At 63.5% G+C, this 22,000-nt stretch carries 27 protein-coding genes and 1 tRNA gene; 17 read left to right on the top strand and 11 right to left on the bottom strand.

The genetic code is table 11. The annotated features are described in order from the left end of the window. Nucleotides 1-30: 30 nt before the first annotated feature. The 4 genes from DY201_RS00730 to DY201_RS00715 are packed head-to-tail and all read right to left on the bottom strand — an operon-like array spanning nucleotide 31 to nucleotide 3,882. On the bottom strand, nucleotides 31-831 hold the full coding sequence (locus DY201_RS00730; RefSeq protein ID WP_115729506.1) for an ABC transporter permease: 801 nt from the start codon (nucleotides 829-831) through the stop codon (nucleotides 31-33). Further along, entirely contained in the window at nucleotides 824-1,744 is a 921-nt protein-coding gene (locus tag DY201_RS00725; protein WP_245431857.1) for an ABC transporter permease, read from the bottom strand. The genes DY201_RS00730 and DY201_RS00725 overlap by 8 nt, the downstream gene beginning before the upstream one ends. Further along, nucleotides 1,741-2,790: an ABC transporter ATP-binding protein gene (locus DY201_RS00720; protein WP_115729504.1), complete on the bottom strand. Its 1,050-nt coding sequence runs from the start codon at nucleotides 2,788-2,790 to the stop codon at nucleotides 1,741-1,743. Before DY201_RS00720 ends, DY201_RS00725 begins: the two co-directional genes overlap by 4 nt. A 30-nt stretch (nucleotides 2,791-2,820) precedes the next feature. Next, nucleotides 2,821-3,882: an ABC transporter substrate-binding protein gene (locus DY201_RS00715; protein ID WP_115729502.1), complete on the bottom strand. Its 1,062-nt coding sequence runs from the start codon at nucleotides 3,880-3,882 to the stop codon at nucleotides 2,821-2,823. Nucleotides 3,883-4,348: 466 nt separating this feature from the next. Between DY201_RS00715 and DY201_RS00710 the strand changes: the two genes are divergently transcribed. Both DY201_RS00710 and DY201_RS00705 read left to right on the top strand, forming a co-directional pair. After that, on the top strand, nucleotides 4,349-4,666 hold the full coding sequence (locus DY201_RS00710) for a hypothetical protein (RefSeq protein WP_131922381.1): 318 nt from the start codon (nucleotides 4,349-4,351) through the stop codon (nucleotides 4,664-4,666). A gap of 495 nt (nucleotides 4,667-5,161) precedes the next feature. Then, nucleotides 5,162-5,314 carry a hypothetical protein gene (locus tag DY201_RS00705; protein ID WP_245431856.1) on the top strand — a complete coding sequence of 51 codons (153 nt, stop codon included), beginning with the start codon at nucleotides 5,162-5,164 and terminating at the stop codon, nucleotides 5,312-5,314. 13 nt (nucleotides 5,315-5,327) lie between these two features. On the opposite strand, the gene DY201_RS00700 is transcribed toward DY201_RS00705, so the two are convergent. Continuing rightward, nucleotides 5,328-6,017 carry a TetR/AcrR family transcriptional regulator gene (locus DY201_RS00700; protein ID WP_115729498.1) on the bottom strand — a complete coding sequence of 230 codons (690 nt, stop codon included), beginning with the start codon at nucleotides 6,015-6,017 and terminating at the stop codon, nucleotides 5,328-5,330. 356 nt (nucleotides 6,018-6,373) lie between these two features. Here DY201_RS00700 and DY201_RS00695 point away from each other — a divergent pair, with 356 nt between their 5' ends. Continuing rightward, entirely contained in the window at nucleotides 6,374-6,856 is a 483-nt protein-coding gene (locus DY201_RS00695) for a RidA family protein (RefSeq protein WP_115729496.1), read from the top strand. Between the two features lie 56 nt (nucleotides 6,857-6,912). Here DY201_RS00695 and DY201_RS28665 read toward each other — a convergent pair whose 3' ends face one another. Next, nucleotides 6,913-7,170: a hypothetical protein gene (locus DY201_RS28665; protein ID WP_131922380.1), complete on the bottom strand. Its 258-nt coding sequence runs from the start codon at nucleotides 7,168-7,170 to the stop codon at nucleotides 6,913-6,915. Nucleotides 7,171-7,184: 14 nt separating this feature from the next. Here DY201_RS28665 and DY201_RS00690 point away from each other — a divergent pair, with 14 nt between their 5' ends. Then, on the top strand, nucleotides 7,185-7,394 hold the full coding sequence (locus tag DY201_RS00690; protein ID WP_115729494.1) for a cold-shock protein: 210 nt from the start codon (nucleotides 7,185-7,187) through the stop codon (nucleotides 7,392-7,394). A 139-nt stretch (nucleotides 7,395-7,533) separates the two neighbouring features. Beyond that, nucleotides 7,534-7,758 carry a hypothetical protein gene (locus DY201_RS00685; RefSeq protein ID WP_115729493.1) on the top strand — a complete coding sequence of 75 codons (225 nt, stop codon included), beginning with the start codon at nucleotides 7,534-7,536 and terminating at the stop codon, nucleotides 7,756-7,758. A gap of 41 nt (nucleotides 7,759-7,799) precedes the next feature. On the opposite strand, the gene DY201_RS00680 is transcribed toward DY201_RS00685, so the two are convergent. Beyond that, a tRNA-Ser gene (locus DY201_RS00680) sits at nucleotides 7,800-7,889 on the bottom strand. 343 nt (nucleotides 7,890-8,232) lie between these two features. On the opposite strand from DY201_RS00680, the gene DY201_RS00675 reads away from it, so the two are divergent. The 5 genes from DY201_RS00675 (at nucleotide 8,233) to DY201_RS00655 (ending at nucleotide 11,687) form a co-directional block, all read left to right on the top strand. Next, the gene (locus tag DY201_RS00675; protein ID WP_115729491.1) at nucleotides 8,233-8,946 is read left to right on the top strand and encodes a hypothetical protein; all 714 of its coding nucleotides are present in this window, start codon (nucleotides 8,233-8,235) and stop codon (nucleotides 8,944-8,946) included. A 70-nt stretch (nucleotides 8,947-9,016) separates the two neighbouring features. Beyond that, complete coding sequence (locus DY201_RS00670) at nucleotides 9,017-9,337, top strand: hypothetical protein (RefSeq protein WP_115729489.1); 321 nt, start codon at nucleotides 9,017-9,019, stop codon at nucleotides 9,335-9,337. Nucleotides 9,338-9,382: 45 nt separating this feature from the next. Further along, the gene (gene msrA, locus DY201_RS00665) at nucleotides 9,383-10,048 is read left to right on the top strand and encodes a peptide-methionine (S)-S-oxide reductase MsrA (RefSeq protein ID WP_115729487.1); all 666 of its coding nucleotides are present in this window, start codon (nucleotides 9,383-9,385) and stop codon (nucleotides 10,046-10,048) included. Nucleotides 10,049-10,242: 194 nt separating this feature from the next. Then, a complete protein-coding gene (locus DY201_RS00660; protein ID WP_115729486.1) occupies nucleotides 10,243-11,232 on the top strand; it encodes a BMP family lipoprotein in 990 nt (329 codons plus the stop codon). A gap of 83 nt (nucleotides 11,233-11,315) precedes the next feature. Further along, nucleotides 11,316-11,687, top strand: a complete 372-nt coding sequence (locus DY201_RS00655) for a VOC family protein (RefSeq protein ID WP_115729485.1) — start codon at nucleotides 11,316-11,318, stop codon at nucleotides 11,685-11,687. A 37-nt stretch (nucleotides 11,688-11,724) separates the two neighbouring features. On the opposite strand, the gene DY201_RS00650 is transcribed toward DY201_RS00655, so the two are convergent. Continuing rightward, a complete protein-coding gene (locus tag DY201_RS00650) occupies nucleotides 11,725-11,934 on the bottom strand; it encodes a SlyX family protein (protein ID WP_115729483.1) in 210 nt (69 codons plus the stop codon). Between the two features lie 167 nt (nucleotides 11,935-12,101). On the opposite strand from DY201_RS00650, the gene DY201_RS00645 reads away from it, so the two are divergent. From DY201_RS00645 to deoA, 6 genes are read left to right on the top strand one after another with little or no spacing between them, the layout of a single operon-like run. Then, complete coding sequence (locus tag DY201_RS00645) at nucleotides 12,102-13,634, top strand: ABC transporter ATP-binding protein (protein ID WP_115729481.1); 1,533 nt, start codon at nucleotides 12,102-12,104, stop codon at nucleotides 13,632-13,634. Next, nucleotides 13,631-14,773 carry an ABC transporter permease gene (locus tag DY201_RS00640; protein WP_115729479.1) on the top strand — a complete coding sequence of 381 codons (1,143 nt, stop codon included), beginning with the start codon at nucleotides 13,631-13,633 and terminating at the stop codon, nucleotides 14,771-14,773. Before DY201_RS00645 ends, DY201_RS00640 begins: the two co-directional genes overlap by 4 nt. Nucleotide 14,774: 1 nt before the next feature. Then, nucleotides 14,775-15,746, top strand: a complete 972-nt coding sequence (locus DY201_RS00635) for an ABC transporter permease (protein WP_115729477.1) — start codon at nucleotides 14,775-14,777, stop codon at nucleotides 15,744-15,746. Between the two features lie 59 nt (nucleotides 15,747-15,805). Further along, the gene (gene cdd / locus DY201_RS00630; protein WP_115729475.1) at nucleotides 15,806-16,198 is read left to right on the top strand and encodes a cytidine deaminase; all 393 of its coding nucleotides are present in this window, start codon (nucleotides 15,806-15,808) and stop codon (nucleotides 16,196-16,198) included. After that, complete coding sequence (locus DY201_RS00625) at nucleotides 16,195-17,001, top strand: purine-nucleoside phosphorylase (protein ID WP_115729473.1); 807 nt, start codon at nucleotides 16,195-16,197, stop codon at nucleotides 16,999-17,001. Before cdd ends, DY201_RS00625 begins: the two co-directional genes overlap by 4 nt. Nucleotides 17,002-17,043: 42 nt before the next feature. Next, nucleotides 17,044-18,363, top strand: a complete 1,320-nt coding sequence (gene deoA / locus DY201_RS00620; RefSeq protein WP_115729471.1) for a thymidine phosphorylase — start codon at nucleotides 17,044-17,046, stop codon at nucleotides 18,361-18,363. Between the two features lie 36 nt (nucleotides 18,364-18,399). Here the strand turns inward: deoA and DY201_RS00615 are convergent, their stop codons facing one another. Next, on the bottom strand, nucleotides 18,400-19,614 hold the full coding sequence (locus DY201_RS00615; protein WP_115729470.1) for an MFS transporter: 1,215 nt from the start codon (nucleotides 19,612-19,614) through the stop codon (nucleotides 18,400-18,402). A gap of 75 nt (nucleotides 19,615-19,689) precedes the next feature. Here DY201_RS00615 and DY201_RS00610 point away from each other — a divergent pair, with 75 nt between their 5' ends. Beyond that, a complete protein-coding gene (locus tag DY201_RS00610) occupies nucleotides 19,690-20,646 on the top strand; it encodes an AraC family transcriptional regulator (RefSeq protein WP_115729468.1) in 957 nt (318 codons plus the stop codon). 3 nt (nucleotides 20,647-20,649) lie between these two features. Here DY201_RS00610 and DY201_RS00605 read toward each other — a convergent pair whose 3' ends face one another. Then, the gene (locus tag DY201_RS00605) at nucleotides 20,650-21,192 is read right to left on the bottom strand and encodes a TIGR02281 family clan AA aspartic protease (protein ID WP_115729466.1); all 543 of its coding nucleotides are present in this window, start codon (nucleotides 21,190-21,192) and stop codon (nucleotides 20,650-20,652) included. A 100-nt stretch (nucleotides 21,193-21,292) separates the two neighbouring features. Next, nucleotides 21,293-21,919, bottom strand: a complete 627-nt coding sequence (gene upp, locus DY201_RS00600; protein WP_067954623.1) for a uracil phosphoribosyltransferase — start codon at nucleotides 21,917-21,919, stop codon at nucleotides 21,293-21,295. Between the last annotated feature and the right edge of the window lie 81 nt (nucleotides 21,920-22,000).

The raw sequence follows: 22,000 nt of genomic DNA, 5'->3' as shown, positions 1-22,000 counted from the left end.
GGGCCGGTGCGCATGCCCACCGTCTGCCGATCACGACGGCTCCTGCCGCTGGCGCCCGAACACCACCGTGACCACGATGGCGACAAGCACGATCCAGATCGTCGAGATCACTGCGGCCTGAGGATCGACGCGGTCGCGCAGGCCGAGGAACATCACCTTGGTCAGTGTCGTGTTGGCGCCACCGCCGACGAACATCGACACGATCACTTCGTCGAGCGACGTCAGGAAGGAAAGCAGGGCGGCTGACAGCAACGAAAAACGCATCTGCGGGATGACGACGGAGACCATCGTCCGCCACCAGCCGGCGCCGAGACTGCGGGCCGCCTTTTCCTGGGCGAAGTCGAAGCGGGCGAAACCGGCGGAAAGGATGACATAGGCGGTCGGGATGGCGATGACCGTATGGCCCAGCCAAAGGCCCGGGAACGAGCCGACGAGATGCATGCGTGCCAGAACGAAAAACAGGCCGATGGCGACGAGGATCGGCGGCACGGTGGCCGGCATCAGGAGTACCCCATAGAGCGGCAGCCTGGCCCAGCCGAGCGAACGCGTGGTGGCGTAAGCCGCGGCAAAGGCGATCGGCACGGCAACCGCGGCGGTGACGGTGGCCAGAAGCAGGCTGATCTTGGTCGCCGGCATCCACAGGTCGGACTGCCAGTACTGCTGCCACCAGCGCAGCGAAAATTCGGTCGGCGGGAACTGCAGCAGTTCGGAGGCCGAGAACGACATCGGCACCACGATCAGTGAAGGTGCCAACAGGAAGGTCGCCACCAGCGCGGTGAACAGGCCGACCGCCAGGCGCAACGGCCATGAGACATCGAACCCGTCAAACATTGGCAGCTCCTCCGAGGGCCTTGATGCTGCGGCGGAGCAGGAAGGTGACCAGGAACACCAGCCCGACCGACAGCAGCAACAGCACGCCGAGCGCACTTGCCGCCGGCCAGTCGGAAAGCACCGAGACGTTCTGCTCGATGCGGGTCGAGATCATCGGCACGCGGCCGCCGCCGAGGATAGCCGGGGTGACGTAGAAGCCGAGACTGAGCACGAACACCAGCACGGCGCCGGCGAAGATGCCGTTGGCGGCCAGCGGCAGGATCACCGCCCGCAGGGTCAGGAGCTTGCTGGCGCCGAGGCTGGCGGCGGCGCGGATAATGTTCTGGTCGATCTGCTTGATCGCCGCATAGACAGGCAGGATGAACAGCGGCAGCATCACATGGGTCATGCCGACGATGGTGCCGAAGAAATTGTTGATCAGCGGCAAGGGTTCGGAAACCAGCCCGGTGTCAGTCAGGAACCTGTTGACCAGTCCGTTGCGCTGCAACAGCACCGAGAGCGCGTAGGTGCGGACCAGAAGGGCCGTCCAGAACGGGAGCATGACAACCAGCAGCAGGATCGAAGCGAGCCGCCGGCCGACACTGGCCATGACCAGCGCAAATGGTGTGCCCAACAGCGCGCAGGTCAGCACCGTCATGCCGCTGACCTGGAACGTCGTCAGCACCGAGCGCGTATAGACCGGCGTGCTCATGATCTTGAGATAGGTGTCGAGCGACACAGTTCCGTCAGGCCGGGCGATCGATATCCACAACATGGCGGCGAGCGGCACGACGATGGCAATGGTCACCAGCAGCACCGCCGGCAGCGCGAGCCCAAAAAAGCCAAGCTGTGCCAGCATGCCGTCGCGCCGCAGCAGGGCCGAGTTGTCTGTGGCACCGGCTGCCGCCGGCAAGGTCATGGCAGGCGCGCTCATGCGTCGGTCACCGCGATCACCGCATCGCGCCGCACATGCAGCTTGAGCGCCGCACCTTCGGTCAGCGCCTCGAGACTGAAATTCGCCGCCTCGGCTGCGGCGATGCGCGCCGAGACGGCTCCGCCGTTCGCCAGAGCGACGGAGATGAGCCAGCTGTCGCCCTGGAACACAGAGCGCGTCAGCACGCCATCCAGTGACACGTTGTCATGGCCGCTGGCATCGGAAAGCGACAGCCTCTCGGCGCGGATCATCAGCTTGCGGCCCGGTCCGCCGACATCCGGCTCAGGGGCAACGAAGCTGTCCACCGCGTCGAGCTCGAGAATGTTGGCCTCGCCCAGGAACTCGGCGACGAAGCGTGAGGTTGGCCGGTGATACAGCGAAGCCGGCGTGCCGAGTTGCCGGATGACGCCGTCGCGCATCACGGCAATGCGGTCCGACATAGTCAGCGCTTCGCGCTGGTCGTGCGTGACATAGACGGTGGTCAGCCCAAGCCGGTCGTGCAGCTTGCGGATTTCGTACTGCATCTGCTCGCGCAGGTTCTTGTCGAGCGCCGACAGCGGCTCGTCCATCAGCATCAGCCGGGGCTCGAACACCACGGCGCGGGCGAGCGCCACGCGCTGCTTCTGCCCGCCCGACAGGGTGGCGATGTCACGTTCGGCCATGCTGGCGAGATCGACGATGTCGAGCGCCTTTCTGGCACGCTCGGAAGCCTCTGCGCGGCCGATACCGCGGACGCGCAGGGGAAACATGACGTTGGCAGCAACATTCATGTGCGGAAACAGGGCGTAGTTCTGGAACACCACGCCGATGCCACGCTTGTTGGCGGGCAGGCGGACAAGGTCGCGTCCATCGACAGAGATCTGTCCGCGATCGGGCCTGACGAACCCGGCAAGCGCCATCAGAAGCGTGGTCTTGCCGGAGCCCGAGGGGCCGAGAATGCTCAGGAACTCGCCGCGCCCAACATCGAGGTCGACGTCGTTGAGGGCACGGAAGGATCCGTAGGCTTTCCAAAGATTGCGGATTTCGATGAACGCAGCACTTGTCATGTCGCTTGAGCCGACCTGTTCCTGCCGCGCTCAGCGCGACATCATTTCCTGGAAGCCGAGCTGGGCTTCGCCGACATGTTCGACCCACCATTCATTGCGCTGGGCAAGCTGGTGCGCGGCATTGTCGGGATAGGTCGGAAGCTTCTTCGAGACGTCGTCGGGGATGAGGCCGGTCTCATAGGCGCGCTTGTTGGCCGCACCATATTTCACCCCGACCGAGAACTTGGCCTGGGCTTCCGGCTTGGACATCTCGTTGATCATCTTCATCGCTTCGGCGGCATGCGGGGCTCCGACCGGCACCGCCCAGCAATCCATGCTCATGACGCCCTGGTTGAAGGTGTAGTCGATCTTGGCACCGTCCTTCTTGGCGGCTTCGAAACGGGCATTCCAGCCCACCGACATGTCCACTTCCTTGTCCTTCATCAGCTGCGCATGCTGGGCACCCGAATTCCACCACACCGCGATGTGCGGACGCAACTGCTCGATCTTGTCGAGCGCGCGCTGCATGCCGCCCTCCGATCCCAGCACCTCGTAGACCTTGTCCATCGGCACGCCATCGGCGAGCAGCGCGATCTCGAGTTGCGCCTCGGCGTCGTTGCGCATGGCGCGGCGACCAGGGAACTTCTCGACGTCCCAGAAGTCGGCCCAGCTCTGCGGCGCCTTGTCCTTGTAGGCGTCGGTGTTCCAGGCCATGACCCAGGAGAAGATCAGCGCCGAGATGCAGTATTTCTGCGCCGTGCCTTCGATGAAGTCCTTGGAGTCGATGACGCCGTAGTCGAGCGGCATGAACAGGCCCTCGCGGCCGCCCTTTTCAGCCTGGAAGGCGTTGGTCTGGACGAGGTCGAAGGTCACCGCATTGGCCGCCGCCTGCAGTTTCACTGAGGCATAGGCGTCGTTGATGGTTTCCTCGCGCACGCTGTTGCCGAGCGTCTTGGCCGCCGGTCCCCACAAGGTCTCGCGGCCGACCTCCTGGATCACGCCGCCGCCGACGGCGACCGTCACCTCAGCCGCCTGGGCGGCCTGGCCTGCAATGCCCCACGCGGCAAGCAGCGCACAGGCAGAAAGAGAGTTCCTCACATTTTTCCGGATCATGACAATTCCCCACGGGGCTGGTTTTCGTCCAGCAGTTTTATTTTCCCTGAACAGCACTGTAAGGCTTGGTTTGCCCGGTGTTCAGCGCCCTTGGCTGTGTCGCCAGGGCCAGTTCCAGAATTACCGTAGGGCATGTTGGGCAGGTATCCGCGATTTATCGATCGGCTTATCGATAATTTTGTTCTCGCTATTTCCCAAGTCTCGCCGGCGGCCTCCGCAAGCGCCGCGGGCCCGTCACGTCGATGAGGCGTCACCGGGGAAGGCTGCGCCGGTCCATCTTGTCGCGACAGGCCAAGGTTAGGAGGCGAAGCCATCGCCAGGCTTGCGAGGCCTGCAAGCCGATGTTCCCGCCATAGTTGAGCCGAGGTCTGGTTGCACCATGCCTGCCTCGGTGGGGGAATCCATGGCAGCGGCACGTTTTGCTTCGACAATGCTGGGTTTGGGCTTGAGCCTCGCGGCCCCGCCCATGGCGCATGCCATCGTCGAGCTCGATGCCGTCGTGAGGCCGAGCCTTGCAGCGTCTCAAAGAGCCTGGATGAATTGCGCGCTGAACACCGCCGAAGAGCTGCTGGCCACGGCTCCTGCCCTGAACTCGCCTGCCATCGCCGACAGGGCGATCGCCTCTTGTCGCAAGGGCGAAGACCTCATGGAGGATGCCATGTTCGACGACGGCAGCATTTTTCGGGACCACAACGCCGTCACGCGCATGGCTGCCAGGTTCCGCGAGGCACTGATCGATTATCTCGACCATTCCCGCATCGCGGCGCCTGCTGTGAACCCATGAAACGCGCGTGCTGGAACAGCGAAGGCCTGCCGGGAGGGGGTCGCGGCAGGCCCCGCTGATGAAGCGAAAAGGTGGTTCTGGATCTTCGCTCCAGCACCTCAACCCGCTGGGCCGCGCAGAGTTCCTCTCAGCATCGGCAAATAACGTTTTCAATTGAAGCCAGTGGGATGATGCAAGCCGGGTGCCGTTTCTGTCCACGCAACAGTGCAGCGTGGCGTCCAGTGAACTGGCTGGTAGCTGCCCTTCCCCGGTATACGCAAGGTGCTCTTCACGCTGGCGATCGTATGTGAGACGGAGCAAAGGCCGAGCATCCTCTCGGCGAAAGGGACGATGTCTTGGCCTCGGGTGCAGTCAGGTGTTTACCATTCGTTAACCCAAGCCTTGCTCATTATGTAATTTTAGTGCTCACTCATATGACTGAGGGGTTCTCCGGCGGGATTGCAGACAATGAGGTATCGGGAAGTACAGGAACAGCTACGGCTGGTTGGAATTCTCATGAGCAAGAGGGGCGGAAGCCATCGGGTCAATCATTTCGGTGGCGGCCCGGAGACGGCATACGTCACACCGGACCTCGATGAAGCCCTCCGCGCCGGCCTGTCCATGGCCAGACCAAAACATCTGCCCAAGAACTGGTGCATGCTGCGCTAGCGGGAATCAACGTTCATCGTATTGGGGCAAGACCATCGAGGAGATAGTCGAGGCCCTTGCGGAAGGTGCCGTCCCAATCGTTGTCCAGCAGCAGGCGGGAACGTTCGATTTTCGGGTAGCGTTCGCTGAGGCTCGTGAGGCGCTGTTGTGCTGCGGCCCTGTCGTCGTCCGACATGTCGAAGCTAGCCCGGGTGATGGTGGAGCCCATCACATGGTTCCACAGCGACCAGATCGCGACGTTCAGATCTGCATCCGCTACACCGGCTTTGGACAAGGTATTGGCAAGCAGTTCCAGGCGGCCGAGAATGTTCGGGCCGAGTGCCCGGCGCGGCAACAGCGATGCCGACCAGGGATGGCGCAGCATGCTGGCTCGCCAGTCTTCGAGCACATATACGGCCTCTTCGCGCCACCCCTGGGGTTTGGCCTTCTCGGGCGGCGCGCGGGACTCGAGCACCTTGTCGAGCGCAAGGTCGAAGACGTCCTCCTTGTTGTCGACATGCCAGTAGAGGCTCATCACGCCTGAGCCGAGGCGGTCGGCCAGCCGGCGCATTGTCAAGCCGTCGATGCCCTGGGTGTCCAGCAGTTCCACCGCCGTCGCCACGATCCGCTCCAGAGACAACGGCGGTTCGCTCCGTGGCTCTCGCGATGGCCGGGGTAGTTTGCCGGGTTTGGGCTGCTTTTTGCCGCCGGGTTTGGCTGCCATTCGTCTTCCTCGCTAGCGGCACGATATCAAATTTCGCTTCATCGCCGACATTTGTATCCCGGGCGAACATCGAGATCGAAACGGCACTGGAATCAATCAGTTGCTGTCGCCCCGGTGCAGATATCCAGCCGTCGCCCGTTATCGAAATTCAAGCGAATTGTCAGAATAGAAGCACCGGTCGGGAGCCTTGATTTTGGCAGGCGACGTCAGGAATGTCGATGCTCGACAGTTGACTAGTACAGTGTACTATATGATTGATCGCACATCGTACGAGTCGTGTCGACGATGGACTGAAGTTCGATCAAGCCGCCGCGAGCGCAGGTTGCTCGCCAGCCGCGGAGCCAAAGAGAAAAATCATGTCACGCACAATCAAGCATCTGCTTGTCGGAGGCCTAATCACCATGGCAGTTCCCACCACCACGATGGCCAGCGAGAATGATCTCAAGCTGACCATCGTCAACCCTGAGAATCTCTACGACCCGACGCCGAACGGCTACAGCACGGCGGTCATCGTTCCCACCGGGGCAAGGCTTGCTTATATATCAGGGCAGGGCGGCCAGGACGCCAGCGGCGGCCTGTCGCCCGAATTTGCGGTCCAGGTGAAGCAAGCCTATGCCAACCTGCGCAGCGCCCTCGATAGCCTCGGTGCAAAGCCCGATCAGGTCGCCAAGCTCACCGTGTTCGTGGTCGACCACGACATGTCCAAGCTCGGCGTACTCACGGAGAGCGTCAAGGAGATGTTCGGCGACACGCTGCCGGCACAGACGCTGATCCCTGTTCCCAGGCTCGCGGTCGACCCGATGCTCTTCGAGGTCGAGGCTGTCGTGTTGCTGAAATAGCGATGGCTCGCCCGGCCTGACTGCTGCGTCGGCGCCCGGCATTGATGTTTGAACGGCTATCGCGAGGGCGGCCTCACCAAGGTCGCGCACCCGGTTGTAACTGGATTTTTTCCAGCCGGAGAAACGTCTCTCCTGGAGGGCAGAATAATAAAGTTGACATCGACAGCCAATAAATATAAAAATCGGCTGTCGATATTTGCTTGTTCGATTTTTGTTATTGCGCAAAATCGCTGTGCGCCAACGAACATCCCTTCAAATAAAATCGCGATGTAAAACAGCCGTGCACTCGCTTGGCTGTCGATGAATATTGCCATGAAAGGGGTTTGTTATGACCACTGGCACAGTGAAATGGTTCAATGCTACCAAGGGCTTCGGCTTCATCCAGCCTGACAACGGTGGTCCGGACGTGTTCGTCCATATTTCCGCTGTAGAGCGGGCCGGCATGCGTGAAATCGTCGAAGGCCAGAAGATCGCCTACGAGATGGAGCGCGACAACAAGTCGGGCAAGATGTCTGCCGGCCAGCTGCAGGCGGCCTGACCGGTCTTAGTGCCCTTCGGTGACCACGGATGTACTGGCACCGTCACAGGGCGCGAGCGACTACAGAAGCCAGGCAGTTTGCCTGGCTTTTTTGTTGGCAGCGTTCAGTCCTCTTTTCGAAACTGTAGGGATAACAAGCATGACTGATTCCCAGAGCAAGGCACGAGAGCAAGCCGAGTCAGCCTTCGGCAAGACGCAGTCGCAATCTCTTGCCCGCAACCGGATCAACTCGGAGATCGACGCGGTCGTTCAGCAGCGCGAAGAAAAGACGTTGCGCCTGCGCGCTCTGCGGTTGGAAAGGGAAGCCACCGAGCTTGCCGCCGGCCCATCTTCCGTTCGTGCGCGCGCATCCGTCAAGAAGTAAGAAATAGATATAAAATCAGTGGCCTAGGTGGTCAAAGCTGCTGGCGGAGAGAGCGGGATTCGAACCCGCGTTACGGTCTCCCGTAAACACACTTTCCAGGCGTGCGCCTTCAACCACTCGGCCACCTCTCCGCATGCGCAATGTGCGCCGGCTGGTTATGCCGGGCCGGTTGGGAGTGCACGCATCTCCTTGGCGTCGGCTCAAAGCCGTCATTCGGGTGCAGTCAACCTGCCGGGCACCCATCGCCTGCCGCCGAACACGTTAGCGTTCGGCTGCGGGGCTCATCTAGTCGATCCTGCGCCGCTTGCCAAGCGCTGACGTGGCAAATGTTATCGGGCAAATGATCGTGGCGGCATACTGAGCCGGCAACGTGGCGGGCAGCGGCCGACGGGCGGGTTGCCTATGCTACGGTTACCCTCCTTGCAACTGCCCGGCGCTCTGTCACAAAGTGCCTCCAGGGGCAGGGGAGATTCGATGTCGGCCGAGAACGAACCGTCCGGTTGGGACATCTGGCGCTGGCTGCCGGTGGCCTGGCTGTGCCTCGTCATGGCACTGAGCGCGCGCGGCATCGACGCCAGCACCGCCATCATGCTGGATTTCTCGATGCCGGCGGCGGTCACCTGGCTGATTTATGCCTCGGTCGCCTTCAGCGCGGTGACGATCGCCTGGGGCGTCCACCTGCTTGTCCTTGCCTACAACCGCGATGTTCGCTTCCCGCGCAACTTCACCATCTGGCAGTGGACGATCATCGTCTTCCTCGTCCTCAAGCAGATTTATATTCTTGTCATGCCCGACTTCGCCTTCGGCCTCGTCGGTCTCGCTTGGGACGGCGGCGAGATAGTGATCGGGCTTGCCATGATCTGGCTGGTTGGCCGGCGGGGACAACCGAGCGCCTTGTTGAGCAACGCCGAGCGCGAGCGGCCGCGGCTGCTGGTCTCGGTGGTTGCCGCCATCATCGGCGTCATTGTCGGTGCGGCACTCGGCGCCGGTCTCGGGCTCGCGGTTGGCTCGGCGATTTCCGAGATCACCGACATGAGCTGCTTCGAAGGCGCCTGCGGCTATTTCGTGGTGCTGCTTGGCCTTGGCGGTCTCATTGTCGGCGCTGTTGCCGGCGGCATCTTCGCGGTCTGGCGGGTCAATCGTCGCAAGCAGAAGCCAGCAGGCCGGCCGCAAACGCCTGTCAATTAGCCGTGTCGGCGATTGCGCCCGTCCCTCACGCGGCCTATTTCTCGTTCGAAACCGATATTCAGGACCGCAGATGATCCGCTTCGTGTTCCGTCTTGCCGCCGCAATCGCGCTCTCGGTCGCCGTCATCATGGCCGTGCTCGACGCCACCCGCACCGTCGCGGTGTCGCGGTTGGTCATGACCCCGCTCGACACCAGCTGGTCGACGGCCTCGCCCACCACATTGGCGGCAACCGAAACATTCGTGCGCGAAAAGACCGGACCAGCCGTTTGGGACAGCGTCGTCGTGCCGGTGCTCAACCAGCCGGGCTTCGCGGTCTTCGCCGTCCTTGCCTTTCTGCTCTACGCGATAGGTCATCGGCGTCGCCCGGGCCGCTTCACCGCCGAGGTCTGACGCCACGGCAACATTGTTCGGCGCAAGGACAAGGAAAGAAGGCAGATGTTTTTCCTGAGTGACATGCTGAACAAGAAGCTCAAGCTTCCGACCCCTGCTGAAGCGCTGCCCGGCCGCGAGCGGGCCATCCCGACCGCCTCCAAGCATTACGTCTCCAGGCGCCCGCTCAAGGCACCATATCCCGAAGGCTTCGAGCAGGTGCTGTTTGGTCTCGGCTGCTTCTGGGGTGCCGAGCGCCTGTTCTGGCAGACGCCGGGCGTGTGGGTGACGGCTGTCGGCTATGCCGGTGGCCTGACGCCCAATCCGACTTACCAGGAGACCTGCACCGGGCTCACAGGCCATGCCGAAGTGGTGCTCGTCGTGTTCGACCCGACGCAGGTTAGCTTCGGTGAACTGCTGCAGATCTTCTGGGAGAGCCACGACCCGACCCAGGGCATGCGCCAGGGCAACGACGTCGGCACCACCTACCGCTCGGCGATCTACGCCTTCTCCGATGCCCAGCAGGCAGAGGCGAGCGCTTCGCGTGATGCCTATCAGTCAGCGCTAAAGGCTGCCGGCCGCGAAAAGATCACCACCGAGATCGCCACGGCACCTCAGTTCTACTTCGCCGAAGACGATCACCAGCAATACCTGGCCAAGAATCCTCATGGCTATTGTGGCCTGAAGGGCACCGGCGTTGCTTGCGTAATCCCCGAGAAGGCCGCCGTTTAGACATTCGTTTCACAGGCCATTTGCAACGCCTGTGCATTTTTCCAAAAGGTCAAGATTCCGCGTGAATTTTGTCTTGGCCCGTGCAAGATATGGCCATGTGCGGGGGGAGAGATCCTCGCCATACGCCATGCGGCAGCCGGAGGAACGGCTCGCGCGGCGATTGCAAAAAAGACAACCGACAGGGTGTGGATCACATGAAACGTATCGTCCTCGGCCTTCTGGCGGCTACCGCCATGTGCCTTCCGGCGTTCGCTGCTGATGTTCAGCCGGCGCTGCTCTACGATCTCGGTGGCAAGTTCGACAAGTCGTTCAACGAAGCGTCCTTCAACGGCGCCGAGAAGTTCAAGGCCGAGACCGGCATTGCTTATGTCGAGTTCGAAGTCTCCAACGCCTCGCAGCGTGACCAGGCATTGCGCCGCTTCGCCGAGGATGGCCGCAATCCGATCGTCATGGCCGGATTTGCATGGTCCGAGGCGCTTGCCAAGGTCGCTGCCGACTATCCCGACCTCAAGTTCGCCATCATCGACATGGTTGTCGAGAAGCCCAATGTGAAGTCGATCGTGTTCAAGGAGCACGAAGGCTCCTACCTCGTCGGCGTCATGGCTGCCCTTGCCTCCCAGACCAAGAAGGTCGGCTTTGTCGGCGGCATGGACGTTCCGCTGATCCGCAAGTTCGGCTGCGGTTATGTCGGCGGCGCCAAGGCTGCCGGCGCGACCGAAGTCATCCAGAACATGACCGGCGACACGCCTGCTGCCTGGAACGACCCGACCAAGGGTGGCGAAATCACCAAGACCCAGATCTCGCAGGGTGCTGACGTCATCTACGCAGCAGCCGGCGGCACCGGCGTCGGCGTGCTCCAGGCTGCTGCCGACGGCGGCAAGCTCGGCATCGGCGTCGATTCCAACCAGAACGGCCTGCAGCCGGGCAAGGTGCTGACCTCGATGCTTAAGCGCGTCGACGTCGCCGTCTACAACGCCTTCATGGATGCCAAGAACGACAAGTTCGAAGGCGGCATCAACAATCTCGGCCTCAAGGAAGGTGGCGTCGACTACGCCATGGACGACAACAACAAGGCGCTCGTCACCGACGAGATGAAGGCAGCGGTCGAAAAGGCCAAGGCCGACATCATCGCCGGCACCATCCAGGTGCATGACTACACCTCGGACGACAAGTGCCCCTATTGATCGGTTAGGCTGATCAAATCCACGCCGCCGGGCATCGTCCGGCGGCGTGGGTCATTGTGGCTCAGTCTTTGGGACGGCAGTCAATGTTCACCGTGACCGGAATTGGCGGCTTCTTCTTTCGCGCCAATGACCCCCAGGCACTCGCTGGCTGGTATGAAAAGCACCTCGGCATCTCGGACATTTCGCGCACGGTCTGGAAACAGCAGGCGGGGCCGACGATCCTGACGCCGTTCAGCCAGGACACAGAATATTTCGGCCGCCCGGAGCAACAGTGGTTGATCAATCTGCGCGTCGACGACCTCGATGCCGCTATGTCCGACCTGAAGGCAGCCGGTATCGCGGTGGAGACGCGAGCGGAATGGGACTCGGAAGTCGGCCGGTTCTGTCGGATTCATGACCCCGAGGGCAATCCGATCGAGCTGTGGCAGCCATCCGACGCGGCCGGTCTGGCCTGAACCCTCGGCAGTCTGGATCTTGATCGGAAAGTTGGGTTCACCAGTGGGGCGGCTTGGTCACCGGCGTATCCGGCGCCGTCTGCTCCTCGAGCATCAGGAAGCGCTCGGCAAGGGCGTCGAGCTTCTTCTGCATCCGCTCGATGGTCTTCCACTGTTCGGCGATCTGGCCGGAAAGTTCCTCGATCGTATGCTCCTGTTCGGCAGCGCGTATTTCCAGCGTCGTCAGCCGGTCATCGGGCGTGGTCATGGGCGATCCTCATTGGGCCGTCATATCGGTCGTCGCGTCGAAATTGGCCATGGGTCGGTCAATTCCATGGGGCAGCAAGGCCAGCCGATTGGCAGGGCAGTATCGGCGTGCTAGCTCTTTCGGCAAGCCATAACAAGAACATAAGAAACCTGAGGTGGGACGGTCGTATGGCGGAAGCAGCTATCGAACTGATCGGCATCAACAAGAGTTTTGGTGCTGTCCGCGCCAACCGCGACATCGCGCTCGAAATACCGCGTGGCACCATTCACGGCATCATCGGTGAAAACGGCGCCGGCAAGTCGACGCTGATGTCGATTCTCTACGGCTTCTACCAGGCCGACAGCGGCGAAATCCGCGTCAACGGCAAGCCGACCAGCATCAAGACGCCCAACGACGCCATCGCCGCCGGCATCGGCATGGTCCACCAGCATTTTATGCTGGTCGAGAATTTCTCGGTGCTGGAAAACATCATCCTCGGCGCCGAAGGCGAGGCTCTGCTCAAGAACTCGATTTCCAAGGCGCGTTCGGAGTTGCGTCGACTGGAGCAGGAATATGGCCTCGAGGTCGATCCCGATGCACTCATCGAAGAGCTGCCGGTCGGCCTGCAGCAGCGTGTCGAAATCCTCAAGGCGCTCTATCGCGGCGCCGAAATCCTCATTCTCGACGAGCCAACCGGCGTCTTGACGCCCGCCGAAGCCGATCACCTGTTCCGCATCCTCCAGCAGCTGAAGGAGCAGGGCAAGACGGTGGTTCTGATCACTCATAAGCTGCGCGAGATCATGGCGATCACCGACAATGTCTCGGTCATGCGCCAGGGAACGATGGTGGCGACCCGCAAGACAAGCGAAACCACCGTCGAGGAATTGGCCGAGCTGATGGTCGGCCGCCGCGTGCTGTTGCGCGTCGAAAAGGGCGAGGCCAAGCCCGGTGCCGTCAAGCTCGCGGTCAAGAACCTGACCGTCAAGGATTCGCGCGGCGTCACCATGGTCGACGACGTTTCCTTCGACATCCGCGCTGGCGAGATCGTCGGCATCGCCGGTGTCGCCGGCAACGGCCAGTCGGAGCTGATGGAAGCCGTGTCCGGCATCCGCAAGGCGGTTTCGGGCACCGTCATGCTCGACGGCAAGCCGATCGACCTGACCGGCCAGGCCGATCCCGGCGAATTGCGCGACCGCGGTCTCGCTCACGTGCCGGAGGACCGGCACCATGTCGGCCTGGTGCTCGCCTTCGACGAAAGCGAGAACTCGATCCTCGGCTATCACGACAAGCCGCAATATCTCAAAGGCCCCTTCCTCAATCTCGATGCGATCCAGAAGGACGCGCAGGAAAAGATCGAGAAATATGACATCCGCCCGGCCAATCCGCGGCTCAAGACCGCCAATTTTTCCGGCGGCAACCAGCAGAAGATTGTGCTCGCGCGCGAGATCGAACAGGACCCCGGGGTGCTGATCGTCGGCCAGCCGACCCGCGGCGTCGATGTCGGCGCCATCGAATTCATCCACAAGCGCCTGATCGCCATGCGTGACCAGGGCAAGGCGGTTCTGCTGGTCTCGGTCGAGCTCGACGAGATCCGCTCGCTATCCGACCGTATCCTGGTGATGTTCGCCGGCCGCGTCGTCGGCGAGCGCGGGCCCGAAACGGGCGAAGGCGAGCTCGGGCTTCTGATGGCAGGCGTCGAACACAAGGAGGCCGCCGAATGAGCACGCCTTACGCAAAACTTCCGGCATGGGCCGATTACGGGCTCATTCCCCTCATCAACCTGCTCGTCGCCTTCGTCGTCGCCGGCCTCGTCGTGCTGCTCGTCGGTGAGAATCCTCTGCGCGCAGCTGTCATTCTCGTCGAGGGCGCCTTCGGCAGCGGCCAGGGCCTCGCCTACACGCTGTTTTACGCCACCAATTTCATCTTCACCGGCTTGGCCGTCGCGGTCGCCTTCCACTGCGGCCTGTTCAATATCGGCGGGGAGGGCCAAGCCTATATCGCCGGCCTCGGCATCGCCATCGTTGTCCTGGCCTTCGACAGCACGCTGCCATGGTGGGTCGTGTTTCCGATGGCGATCATCGCCTCGGCGCTGTTTGGCGCTTTGTGGGCACTGATCCCGGCCTATCTACAGGCCAAGCGCGGCTCGCACATCGTCATCACCACCATCATGTTCAACTTCATCGCCGCTTCGGTGATGGTCTACATGCTGGTCAACGTCTTGAAGCCGGCGGGTTCGATGGCGCCGCAGACGCGCCAGTTCCTCGAGGGCGGGCAACTGCCCAAGCTCGGCTGGCTGCTCGCCGAGTTCGGCCTCAAGGTCAGGCCGTCGGCGCCGCTCAACATCTCGTTCCTTTTGGCGCTGGTCATGGCCTTCCTGGTCTGGGTGCTGATCTGGCGCACCAAGCTCGGCTACGAGATCCGCACCTTCGGCTTCAGCTCGAAGGCCGCGCGTTACGCCGGCATTTCGGAAACCCGCATCATCATCGTCACCATGCTGATTTCGGGCGCGCTCGCCGGCATGATGGCGCTCAACCCGATCATGGGCGACCAGCACAATGTACCGCTCGATTTCGTTTCCGGCGCCGGTTTTGTCGGCATCGCGGTGGCGCTGATGGGCCGCTCGCATCCAGCCGGCATCGTGCCGGCGGCGATCCTGTTCGGCATGCTCTACCAGGGCGGCGCCGAGCTCGCCTTCGAGATGCCGAACATCTCCCGCGACATGATCGTCATCATCCAGGGCTTGGTGATCCTGTTCGCCGGCGCGCTGGAAAACATGTTCCGGCCGACGATCCAGGGCATCTTCGCCAGTGTCAGTCCACGATCTGTCGGCATCACGGCGACCAAGGGGGAGCGCGCCTGAAATGGAATTCATCGACGCGCTCATCAACATCCTGAACTCGACAATCCGTGTTTCGGTACCACTGCTGCTCGCCTGCCTGGCCGGCCTCTATTCGGAACGAGCCGGCGTCTTCGACATCGGCCTTGAAGGCAAGATGCTGGCCGGCGCCTTCGCAGGCGCGGCCGCAGCAGCTGTCTTCGCCTCCGCCTGGATCGGCTTGCTCGTCGCCATACTGGTTTCAGTCGGCATGGCGCTGGTCCACGGGTTTGCCTCGATCACCCATCGCGGCAACCAGATCGTCTCTGGTGTGGCCATCAACTTCATCGCCGCCGGCTCCACCATCATCCTCGGTCAGGCCTGGTTCCAGCAGGGCGGGCGTACGCCCTCGCTGCCGCCTGAAGGCCGCTTCGGCGAGATCAAGCTTCCCGGTGCCGATGCGCTCCGCGACGTGCCCGTCATCGGCCAGCTCTATTCCGGCCTGCTGTCGGGCCATTCGCTGCTGACCTACGTCGCTTTCCTCGCCGTGCCTTTCACCTGGTGGGTGCTGTTCCGCACGCGCTTTGGCCTGCGCTTGCGCGCCGTCGGCGAAAACCCGGCGGCAGTCGACACCGCCGGCATCTCGGTCGCCTGGCTGCGCTATCGCGCCGTCATCTGCACCGGCATCCTCACCGGCCTCGCCGGCTCCTACATGGCGCTCGCCCAGAACGCCGGCTTCGTCAAGGACATGACCGCAGGACGCGGCTACATCGCGCTCGCCGCTTTGATCTTCGCTAAGTGGAAGCCGGTGCCGGCGATGTTCGCCTGCCTTTTGTTCGGCTTCCTTGATGCGCTGTCGATCCGCCTGCAGGGAACGCCCTTGCCGATCATCGGCAAGGTGCCGGTACAGCTGATGCAGGCGCTGCCTTACATCCTCACCGTCATCCTCCTCGCCGGCTTCATCGGCAAGGCCATCCCGCCGCGCGCCGGCGGCGTGCCTTATGTGAAGGAGCGCTGAGGATGGCCCCGAAAAGCGGAAGCCGGTTTTCGGACCGGGCCACGCGAAAGGAGTAAGTCTTGTCCCACGATCTCTTCCAGGCGGCGACCGCGGCCATGGCCAAGGCCTACGCGCCCTATTCGAAGTTCCCCGTCGGCGCTGCTCTGCGCACCGAGGACGGCCGGGTCTTTGCCGGTGCCAATATCGAGGTCGCCTCCTATCCCGAAGGCTGGTGCGCCGAGACCACAGCCCTTGGCCACTACATCATGGCCGGCGGCGGCAAGATCACCGAGATCGCCGTCGTCGCCGAGCGCATGGCCCGCATCACGCCCTGCGGCGGCTGCCGCCAGCGCCTTGCCGAATTCACCAGCCCGGATACCAAGCTGTACCTCTGCGACGATGCCGGCATCGTCGAAACGGTCACCATGGGCCAGATGCTGCCCTACGGTTTTGAAGGCGAGATTCTGAAATGAAGGAAGCCGTCGATCGCCTCGTCGAGCAGCTTGACGGTCTTGCGCCTGCAACCGCCATGGTGCTGGGTTCAGGGCTTGGCGGCCTCGTCGACGAGGTCGAAAACGCCGTCCGCATTCCTTATGCCGCCTTGCCCGGCTTCCCCAGGAGCGGAGTCACCGGCCACGCTGGCGAACTCGTCGCCGGCCTGTTCGGCGGCCAGCCCGTCATCATGATGGCCGGCCGCGCCCATTATTACGAGCATGGCGACGCCTCGGTGATGCGGCCGGCGCTCGAGACGCTTGCCGGCATCGGCATAACCCAGCTCGTGCTGACCAATGCCGCCGGTTCCGTCGATCCCGAGATGCTGCCCGGCTCGATCATGCTGATCGAGGACCACATCAATTTCGCCGGCGCCAACCCCCTGTTCGGCGAGCCGACCGACCGCCGTTTCGTCGGCATGACCGAGGCCTATGACGCCGGCCTGCGCAAGGCGTTTCAAGCTGCAGCCGCAGCAGCAAGCATCGAGCTGCACAAGGGCGTCTACATGTGGTTCTCCGGCCCGTCCTTCGAGACGCCGGCCGAGATCCGCATGGCCCGCATGTTTGGCGCCAATGCGGTCGGCATGTCGACGGTGCCGGAAGCGATCATCGCCCGCTTCCTCGGCCTCAAGGTGCTCGCCTGCTCGGTCATCACCAATCTTGCCGCCGGCATGACCGGGGCCGAGTTGTCGCATCGCGAGACCAAGGACATGGCGCCGATCGGCGGCGGCCGCCTCGCCACCGTGCTGCGCAAAATGTTCGAGAAGGGCCCGCTCGATGGCTGAGGGCGGCAACGTCCAGTCGCTCCATGTCGCGAGCGCCCCCTGATGCTCCCGCAGGAAATCATCCGCCGCAAGCGTGACGGCAAGGCGCTGTCCGCCGACGAGATCAAGGCCTTTGTCCAGGGCATCACCTCAGGCGCGGTCTCGGAGGGCCAGATCGCGGCCTTCGGCATGGCGGTGTTCTTCAACGGCATGAGCCGCGACGAGGCGGTGGCGTTGACCACGGCCATGCGCGATTCCGGTGACGTGCTCGACTGGTCCGATCTGCCCGGTCCGGCCACAGACAAGCATTCGACCGGCGGCGTCGGCGACAACGTCTCGCTGATGCTCGCCCCCATCGTCGCTGCCTGCGGCGCCTATGTGCCGATGATCTCGGGCCGTGGCCTCGGCCACACCGGCGGCACGCTCGACAAGATGGATTCGATCCCGGGCTACGCCAGCCAGCCCGATCTTGCCCTGTTCCGGCGCACGGTGCGTGAGGCTGGCTGCGCCATCATCGGCCAGACATCAGACCTCGCCCCCGCCGACAAGCGCTTCTACGGCGTGCGCGATGTCACCGCGACGGTGGAATCGGTCCCGCTCATCACCGCCTCGATCCTGTCCAAGAAGCTCGCCGCCGGCCTCGGCTCGCTGGTGCTCGACGTCAAGATCGGCAATGGCGCCTTCATGGAAAAGGCGCGCGATGCCGCAACACTTGCCACTAGCCTCGTCGAGGTCGCCAATGGCGCGGGCCTCAGGACCACCGCCCTGATCACCGGCATGAACGAGCCGTTGGCCTCTGCTGCCGGCAACGCGGTCGAGGTCCGTAACGCCGTCGATTTCCTTACCGGCCGCTTCCGCGACCCGCACCTCGAAGAGGTCACAATGGCGCTCGCCGCCGAAATGCTGTTGTCCGCTGGCCGGGCGAGCTCGCAGCGCGAGGGGCTTCAGCGGGCGCGCACAGCCCTCGACGATGGCACCGCCGCCGACATCTTCGGCCGCATGGTCTCGATCCTCGGCGGCCCGGCAGACGTCGTGGCGAAGCCAGGAAAATACCTGCCAAAGGCGGATGTGGAACTGCTGGTCAAAGCCCCGCGCAACGGCTTCGTCTCGGCCATCGCCACCCGCGATGTCGGCCTCACGGTCGTCGCGCTGGGCGGCGGGCGCACCCGGCCCGACGACAAGGTCGATCATGCCGTGGGCATCACCGGGCTGTTGCCGGTCGGCGCCGAGGTGCGGGCAGGCGACGCGCTCGCCCGCGTCCATGCCCGCAGTCCGCTTGCGGCCGAGACTGCCGCTGCTTCGGTGCTCGCCGCCTATACGCTGGACGACTCGAGGCCAGCGGCCGCCAAGGTCATCGCCAGACGTATTGCGCCGCGCAGCTGACCGGCTGACGCGGCGCAATAATCATCTTCACCGCACTTAGCTCGCGTGCTTCCTGCCGAAGCAGGCCACCGCGATCGCCGCCAGCAGGGTCGCAGCGCCGCTGTAGATGAAGGCGCTGTTGACGCCTGCCGTGTCGACGAGCAGGCCGCCGAACAGCGCGCCCAGCGCGATCGCCACCTGGAAGGTAGCAACCATCAGGCCGCCGGCGCTTTCGGCGTGGTCGGGGGCCGCGCGCACCATCCAGGTCTGCACGCCGACCGGCACCGCGCCGAAAGCAAAGCCCCAGGCGGCGATGGCGACACCTGCGATCCCTGCCGATGAGCCTGCCACCAGCAGCGCCAGCGCCGAGATGGCGATGAGCAGGGGAGCCAGCGTCACCGCCGACCGCAGGCTGCGCTCGGCCATGAAGCCGCCGGCGAGGTTGCCGAAGAAGCCGCCGATGCCGAAGGCAAGCAGCACAAGCGAGATGGTCTCGATGCCGAGTGCCGGCACCTGCTCGAGGAAGGCACGGAAATAGGTGAAGCCGGCGAAATGGCCGGACGCGGTCAGGATCACCAGCAGCAGGCCGACGCGGATCATCGGGTTCCGGGAGACGTCACGCAGGGCGCTGAAGCTTGCGATGCTGATGGGCGGAAGCTTGGGCAACGTCGCGAACTGCACGATCAGTGTGACAAGGCCGACGCCGGCGGCAATGATGAAGGCAGTGCGCCATCCCCAGACGTTGCCGACATAGGCCCCGACGGGGGCAGCGCAGACGGTCGCCACCGAAACACCGGTCAGGATGATCGACATGGCACGCGGCAGCACCTCGCTGGGCACCAGCCGCATCGCGATTGCCGCCGACATCGACCAGAAGCCGCCCAGTGCGATCCCCAGTAGCACGCGGGCAAACAGCAGCGACGGCAGCGACCACGCCGTTGCCGCAAGCAGGCTCGATACGACCAACAACAGCGACAATCCGATCATCACATGCCGCCGATCGATCTTCCTTGTCGCGATCGCCATTGTCGGCGCGGCGATCGCGGCGACGACGGCCGTTGCCGTCACTGCCTGTCCAGCGGTGCCTTCGGTGATGCCGAGATCCTGTGCCAGGGGGGTCAGCAGGCTGGCCGGCAGAAACTCGGCCGTCACAAGGCCGAACACGCCGAGCGACAGCGACAGGACGGCGCCCCACAGGGGTTCCGCGGGCAACTCGGCCTTGGCGTGCGGGATTGGGATACCGTCCAGCGTTGCGGTCGCGACATCGTTCATTTGGGAGGCTCTCCGATTGCAGTGCGGTGCAACATGGGGGTGGCGAACTGGCGTTTCCATGCTAGAAACGCCAGCATGAATGATCGTTCGTCCAAACTTGTTGCCGATCCGCTGACCGACATCCTCAGGGGCTTGCGCCTGGAAGGAGTCGAATACGGGCGCTGGGAGTTGAAGGAGCCATGGAACATCGAGTTCCCGGCCCAGGCCACGGCGCGCTTCTATTTTGTCGGCCAGAAGGCATGCTGGCTGCGCCAACCCAGTGGCGACTGGGTCGAGCTCCGCTGCGGCGATGCCGTGCTCTTGCCGCGCGGTGTGGCGCATGCAATCGCCAGCGAGCCGGGCGCCAAGTCGTCGCCGATCAACGGCTACGAGATCAAGCAGATCTGCGAGAAGGTCTTCTGTCTTTCGACCGAGGGCTGCCGGCCGGGCACGCTGCTGTTCTGCGGCAGCATGTATTTCAACCTCGACGGCCTGCACCCGCTGCTTGGCATGATGCCCGACGTCATGCGCACCACCGAGCTCGAGGCCCATGACCCCGGCATCACCCACATGCTCGAGACCATGGCGCGTGAGGTCAAGCTCGAGCGCGTCGGTTCAGCCGGCATCGTCGCCCGGCTTGCCGACGTTCTCGCCGCCATCATCATCCGCTCATGGGTCGAGCGCGGCTGTGGCGATTCCAGCGGCTGGATCGCCGCCGTCAGGGATCCCAAGATCGGCAAGATACTGGCAGCGATCCATCTCGAACCGAGCCGCAACTGGACGGTCGAGGCGCTGGCCCGGATGATGGGCGCCTCGCGCTCGGGCTTCGCCGACCGTTTTGCCGCCATCGTCGGCGAAACGCCGGCGCGCTACGTCACCCAGGTCAGGATGCATCAGGCCAGGCAGTGGCTTGTCCGTGACCGCCTGCGCATCTCGGTCGTCGCATCGCGCCTGGGCTACGATTCGGAAGCCGCCTTCAGCCGCGCCTTCAAGCGCGTCATCGGCCAGCCGCCCGGCCATTTCAGGACTGCGGATCAGCAGACCGCGGCCTGAGGCTCACTGCACCAGAAGCAGAGCCCCGTTTTCGACCTGGTACTTCTTGAGGCGCGACAGGAAGCTCATCCCGATCAGCGTGCCGTCGAGCGCCTTGTCCTCGAGCACGACCACCGGCACGTCGTCGACGCTGATCCGGCCGATCTGAAGCCTGTCGATGCGCGCAAGCGCTGCTCGCGCGGCCCCGTTGGCGGTGTTGACCTGCTGGGTGAAGTCACCGGGCGCGACCTTCACCCCGGCCTTGCGCGCGGTCGAAAGATTGATCGCCACCAGCGTGGCACCGGTGTCGACCATGGCCTCGATCGAGCGCCCGTTGATCTTGAAGCTGGCGGTGAAATGACCGCGCATGTCGGCGTCGATCGTCACGCTGCGGCCCGAGGTGGAAGCCGTTGCTGCGCTGACCTCTATAGGCCGGGATGTGGGTGCACTATTGCCCGTCGCCATCTCGGTCAGCGCCTTGAACTTCTCGCCGTCCTTGTCCCAAAGCATCGGCACAGACGCGGATGCGCCGGCACAGACACCGAATATGATGAGCTTACGCAGCATGTGACGCCCTGATTTGAGGCGTCACGATAGTCCAGACAAGGTGATCGCGGCTTTAACGGCCGCGTCCCAATGTCAAAGGCGGTAAACCGTGGGTTAAGGCCTATTTGGTGCCGTACATGCGGTCGCCGGCGTCGCCGAGGCCAGGGATGATATAGCCCCGCTCGTTGAGCTCGCGGTCGATCGAGGCGGTGAAGACAGGCACGTCTGGATGCGCCTTGGTGAAGCGCTCGATGCCTTCGGGCGAAGCCAGCAGGCACAGGAAGCGCAGGTTGGTGGCGCCGCGGCCCTTCAGCTTGTCGATCGCCGCGATCGCCGAATTGGCGGTTGCCAGCATCGGGTCGACGACGATCACCAGGCGGTCGCCGAGGTCGCTCGGCGCCTTGAAGAAATACTCGACAGCTTCCAGCGTCTCGTGGTCGCGATAGAGCCCGACATGGGCGACACGTGCAGCCGGCACCAGGTCGAGCAGGCCTTCGAGCAGGCCGTTGCCGGCGCGCAGCACTGACGCGAACACCAGCTTCTTGCCTTCGAGCGTCGGCGCTTCCATCGTCTCGATCGGCGTCTCGATCATCTTGGTGGTCAGTTCGAGGTCGCGCGTCACCTCGTAGCCGAGCAACAGCGAGATCTCGCGCAACAGCCGTCGGAAGCCGGCCGTCGAGGTTTCCTTGTCGCGCATGATGGTCAGCTTGTGCTGCACAAGCGGATGGTCGACGACGGTCACGGTCATGGCTTACGCTCCTGGAACTCGGATAATTCGGGCCATTCTATCGGCTGGCGCGCCGCCGACCAATGTCGTGCCAGCCTTGAA

The sequence above is a fragment of the Aminobacter aminovorans genome, assembly GCF_900445235.1.
Taxonomy (GTDB): domain Bacteria; phylum Pseudomonadota; class Alphaproteobacteria; order Rhizobiales; family Rhizobiaceae; genus Aminobacter; species Aminobacter aminovorans.
This window is presented reverse-complemented; position numbering and strand designations above follow the sequence as displayed.

What these genes read in the sequence shown, in the direction of transcription:
- DY201_RS00715 (WP_115729502.1), bottom strand. Translation starts at nt 3,882, where the DNA reads ATGATCCGGAAAAATGTGAGGAACTCTCTTTCTGCCTGTGCGCTGCTT.
- DY201_RS00670 (WP_115729489.1), top strand. Translation starts at nt 9,017, where the DNA reads ATGATCCGCTTCGTGTTCCGTCTTGCCGCCGCAATCGCGCTCTCGGTC.
- DY201_RS00625 (WP_115729473.1), top strand. Translation starts at nt 16,195, where the DNA reads ATGAAGGAAGCCGTCGATCGCCTCGTCGAGCAGCTTGACGGTCTTGCG.
- DY201_RS00705 (WP_245431856.1), top strand. Translation starts at nt 5,162, where the DNA reads ATGAGCAAGAGGGGCGGAAGCCATCGGGTCAATCATTTCGGTGGCGGC.
- DY201_RS00725 (WP_245431857.1), bottom strand. Translation starts at nt 1,744, where the DNA reads ATGAGCGCGCCTGCCATGACCTTGCCGGCGGCAGCCGGTGCCACAGAC.
- DY201_RS00605 (WP_115729466.1), bottom strand. Translation starts at nt 21,192, where the DNA reads ATGCTGCGTAAGCTCATCATATTCGGTGTCTGTGCCGGCGCATCCGCG.
- DY201_RS00615 (WP_115729470.1), bottom strand. Translation starts at nt 19,614, where the DNA reads ATGAACGATGTCGCGACCGCAACGCTGGACGGTATCCCAATCCCGCAC.
- DY201_RS00655 (WP_115729485.1), top strand. Translation starts at nt 11,316, where the DNA reads ATGTTCACCGTGACCGGAATTGGCGGCTTCTTCTTTCGCGCCAATGAC.
- DY201_RS00690 (WP_115729494.1), top strand. Translation starts at nt 7,185, where the DNA reads ATGACCACTGGCACAGTGAAATGGTTCAATGCTACCAAGGGCTTCGGC.
- DY201_RS00650 (WP_115729483.1), bottom strand. Translation starts at nt 11,934, where the DNA reads ATGACCACGCCCGATGACCGGCTGACGACGCTGGAAATACGCGCTGCC.
- DY201_RS00700 (WP_115729498.1), bottom strand. Translation starts at nt 6,017, where the DNA reads ATGGCAGCCAAACCCGGCGGCAAAAAGCAGCCCAAACCCGGCAAACTA.
- DY201_RS00660 (WP_115729486.1), top strand. Translation starts at nt 10,243, where the DNA reads ATGAAACGTATCGTCCTCGGCCTTCTGGCGGCTACCGCCATGTGCCTT.
- deoA (WP_115729471.1), top strand. Translation starts at nt 17,044, where the DNA reads ATGCTCCCGCAGGAAATCATCCGCCGCAAGCGTGACGGCAAGGCGCTG.
- DY201_RS00720 (WP_115729504.1), bottom strand. Translation starts at nt 2,790, where the DNA reads ATGACAAGTGCTGCGTTCATCGAAATCCGCAATCTTTGGAAAGCCTAC.
- DY201_RS00695 (WP_115729496.1), top strand. Translation starts at nt 6,374, where the DNA reads ATGTCACGCACAATCAAGCATCTGCTTGTCGGAGGCCTAATCACCATG.
- DY201_RS00710 (WP_131922381.1), top strand. Translation starts at nt 4,349, where the DNA reads ATGGCGCATGCCATCGTCGAGCTCGATGCCGTCGTGAGGCCGAGCCTT.
- msrA (WP_115729487.1), top strand. Translation starts at nt 9,383, where the DNA reads ATGTTTTTCCTGAGTGACATGCTGAACAAGAAGCTCAAGCTTCCGACC.
- DY201_RS00685 (WP_115729493.1), top strand. Translation starts at nt 7,534, where the DNA reads ATGACTGATTCCCAGAGCAAGGCACGAGAGCAAGCCGAGTCAGCCTTC.
- DY201_RS00610 (WP_115729468.1), top strand. Translation starts at nt 19,690, where the DNA reads ATGAATGATCGTTCGTCCAAACTTGTTGCCGATCCGCTGACCGACATC.
- DY201_RS00640 (WP_115729479.1), top strand. Translation starts at nt 13,631, where the DNA reads ATGAGCACGCCTTACGCAAAACTTCCGGCATGGGCCGATTACGGGCTC.
- DY201_RS00645 (WP_115729481.1), top strand. Translation starts at nt 12,102, where the DNA reads ATGGCGGAAGCAGCTATCGAACTGATCGGCATCAACAAGAGTTTTGGT.
- DY201_RS00675 (WP_115729491.1), top strand. Translation starts at nt 8,233, where the DNA reads ATGTCGGCCGAGAACGAACCGTCCGGTTGGGACATCTGGCGCTGGCTG.
- DY201_RS00635 (WP_115729477.1), top strand. Translation starts at nt 14,775, where the DNA reads ATGGAATTCATCGACGCGCTCATCAACATCCTGAACTCGACAATCCGT.
- DY201_RS28665 (WP_131922380.1), bottom strand. Translation starts at nt 7,170, where the DNA reads ATGGCAATATTCATCGACAGCCAAGCGAGTGCACGGCTGTTTTACATC.
- DY201_RS00730 (WP_115729506.1), bottom strand. Translation starts at nt 831, where the DNA reads ATGTTTGACGGGTTCGATGTCTCATGGCCGTTGCGCCTGGCGGTCGGC.
- upp (WP_067954623.1), bottom strand. Translation starts at nt 21,919, where the DNA reads ATGACCGTGACCGTCGTCGACCATCCGCTTGTGCAGCACAAGCTGACC.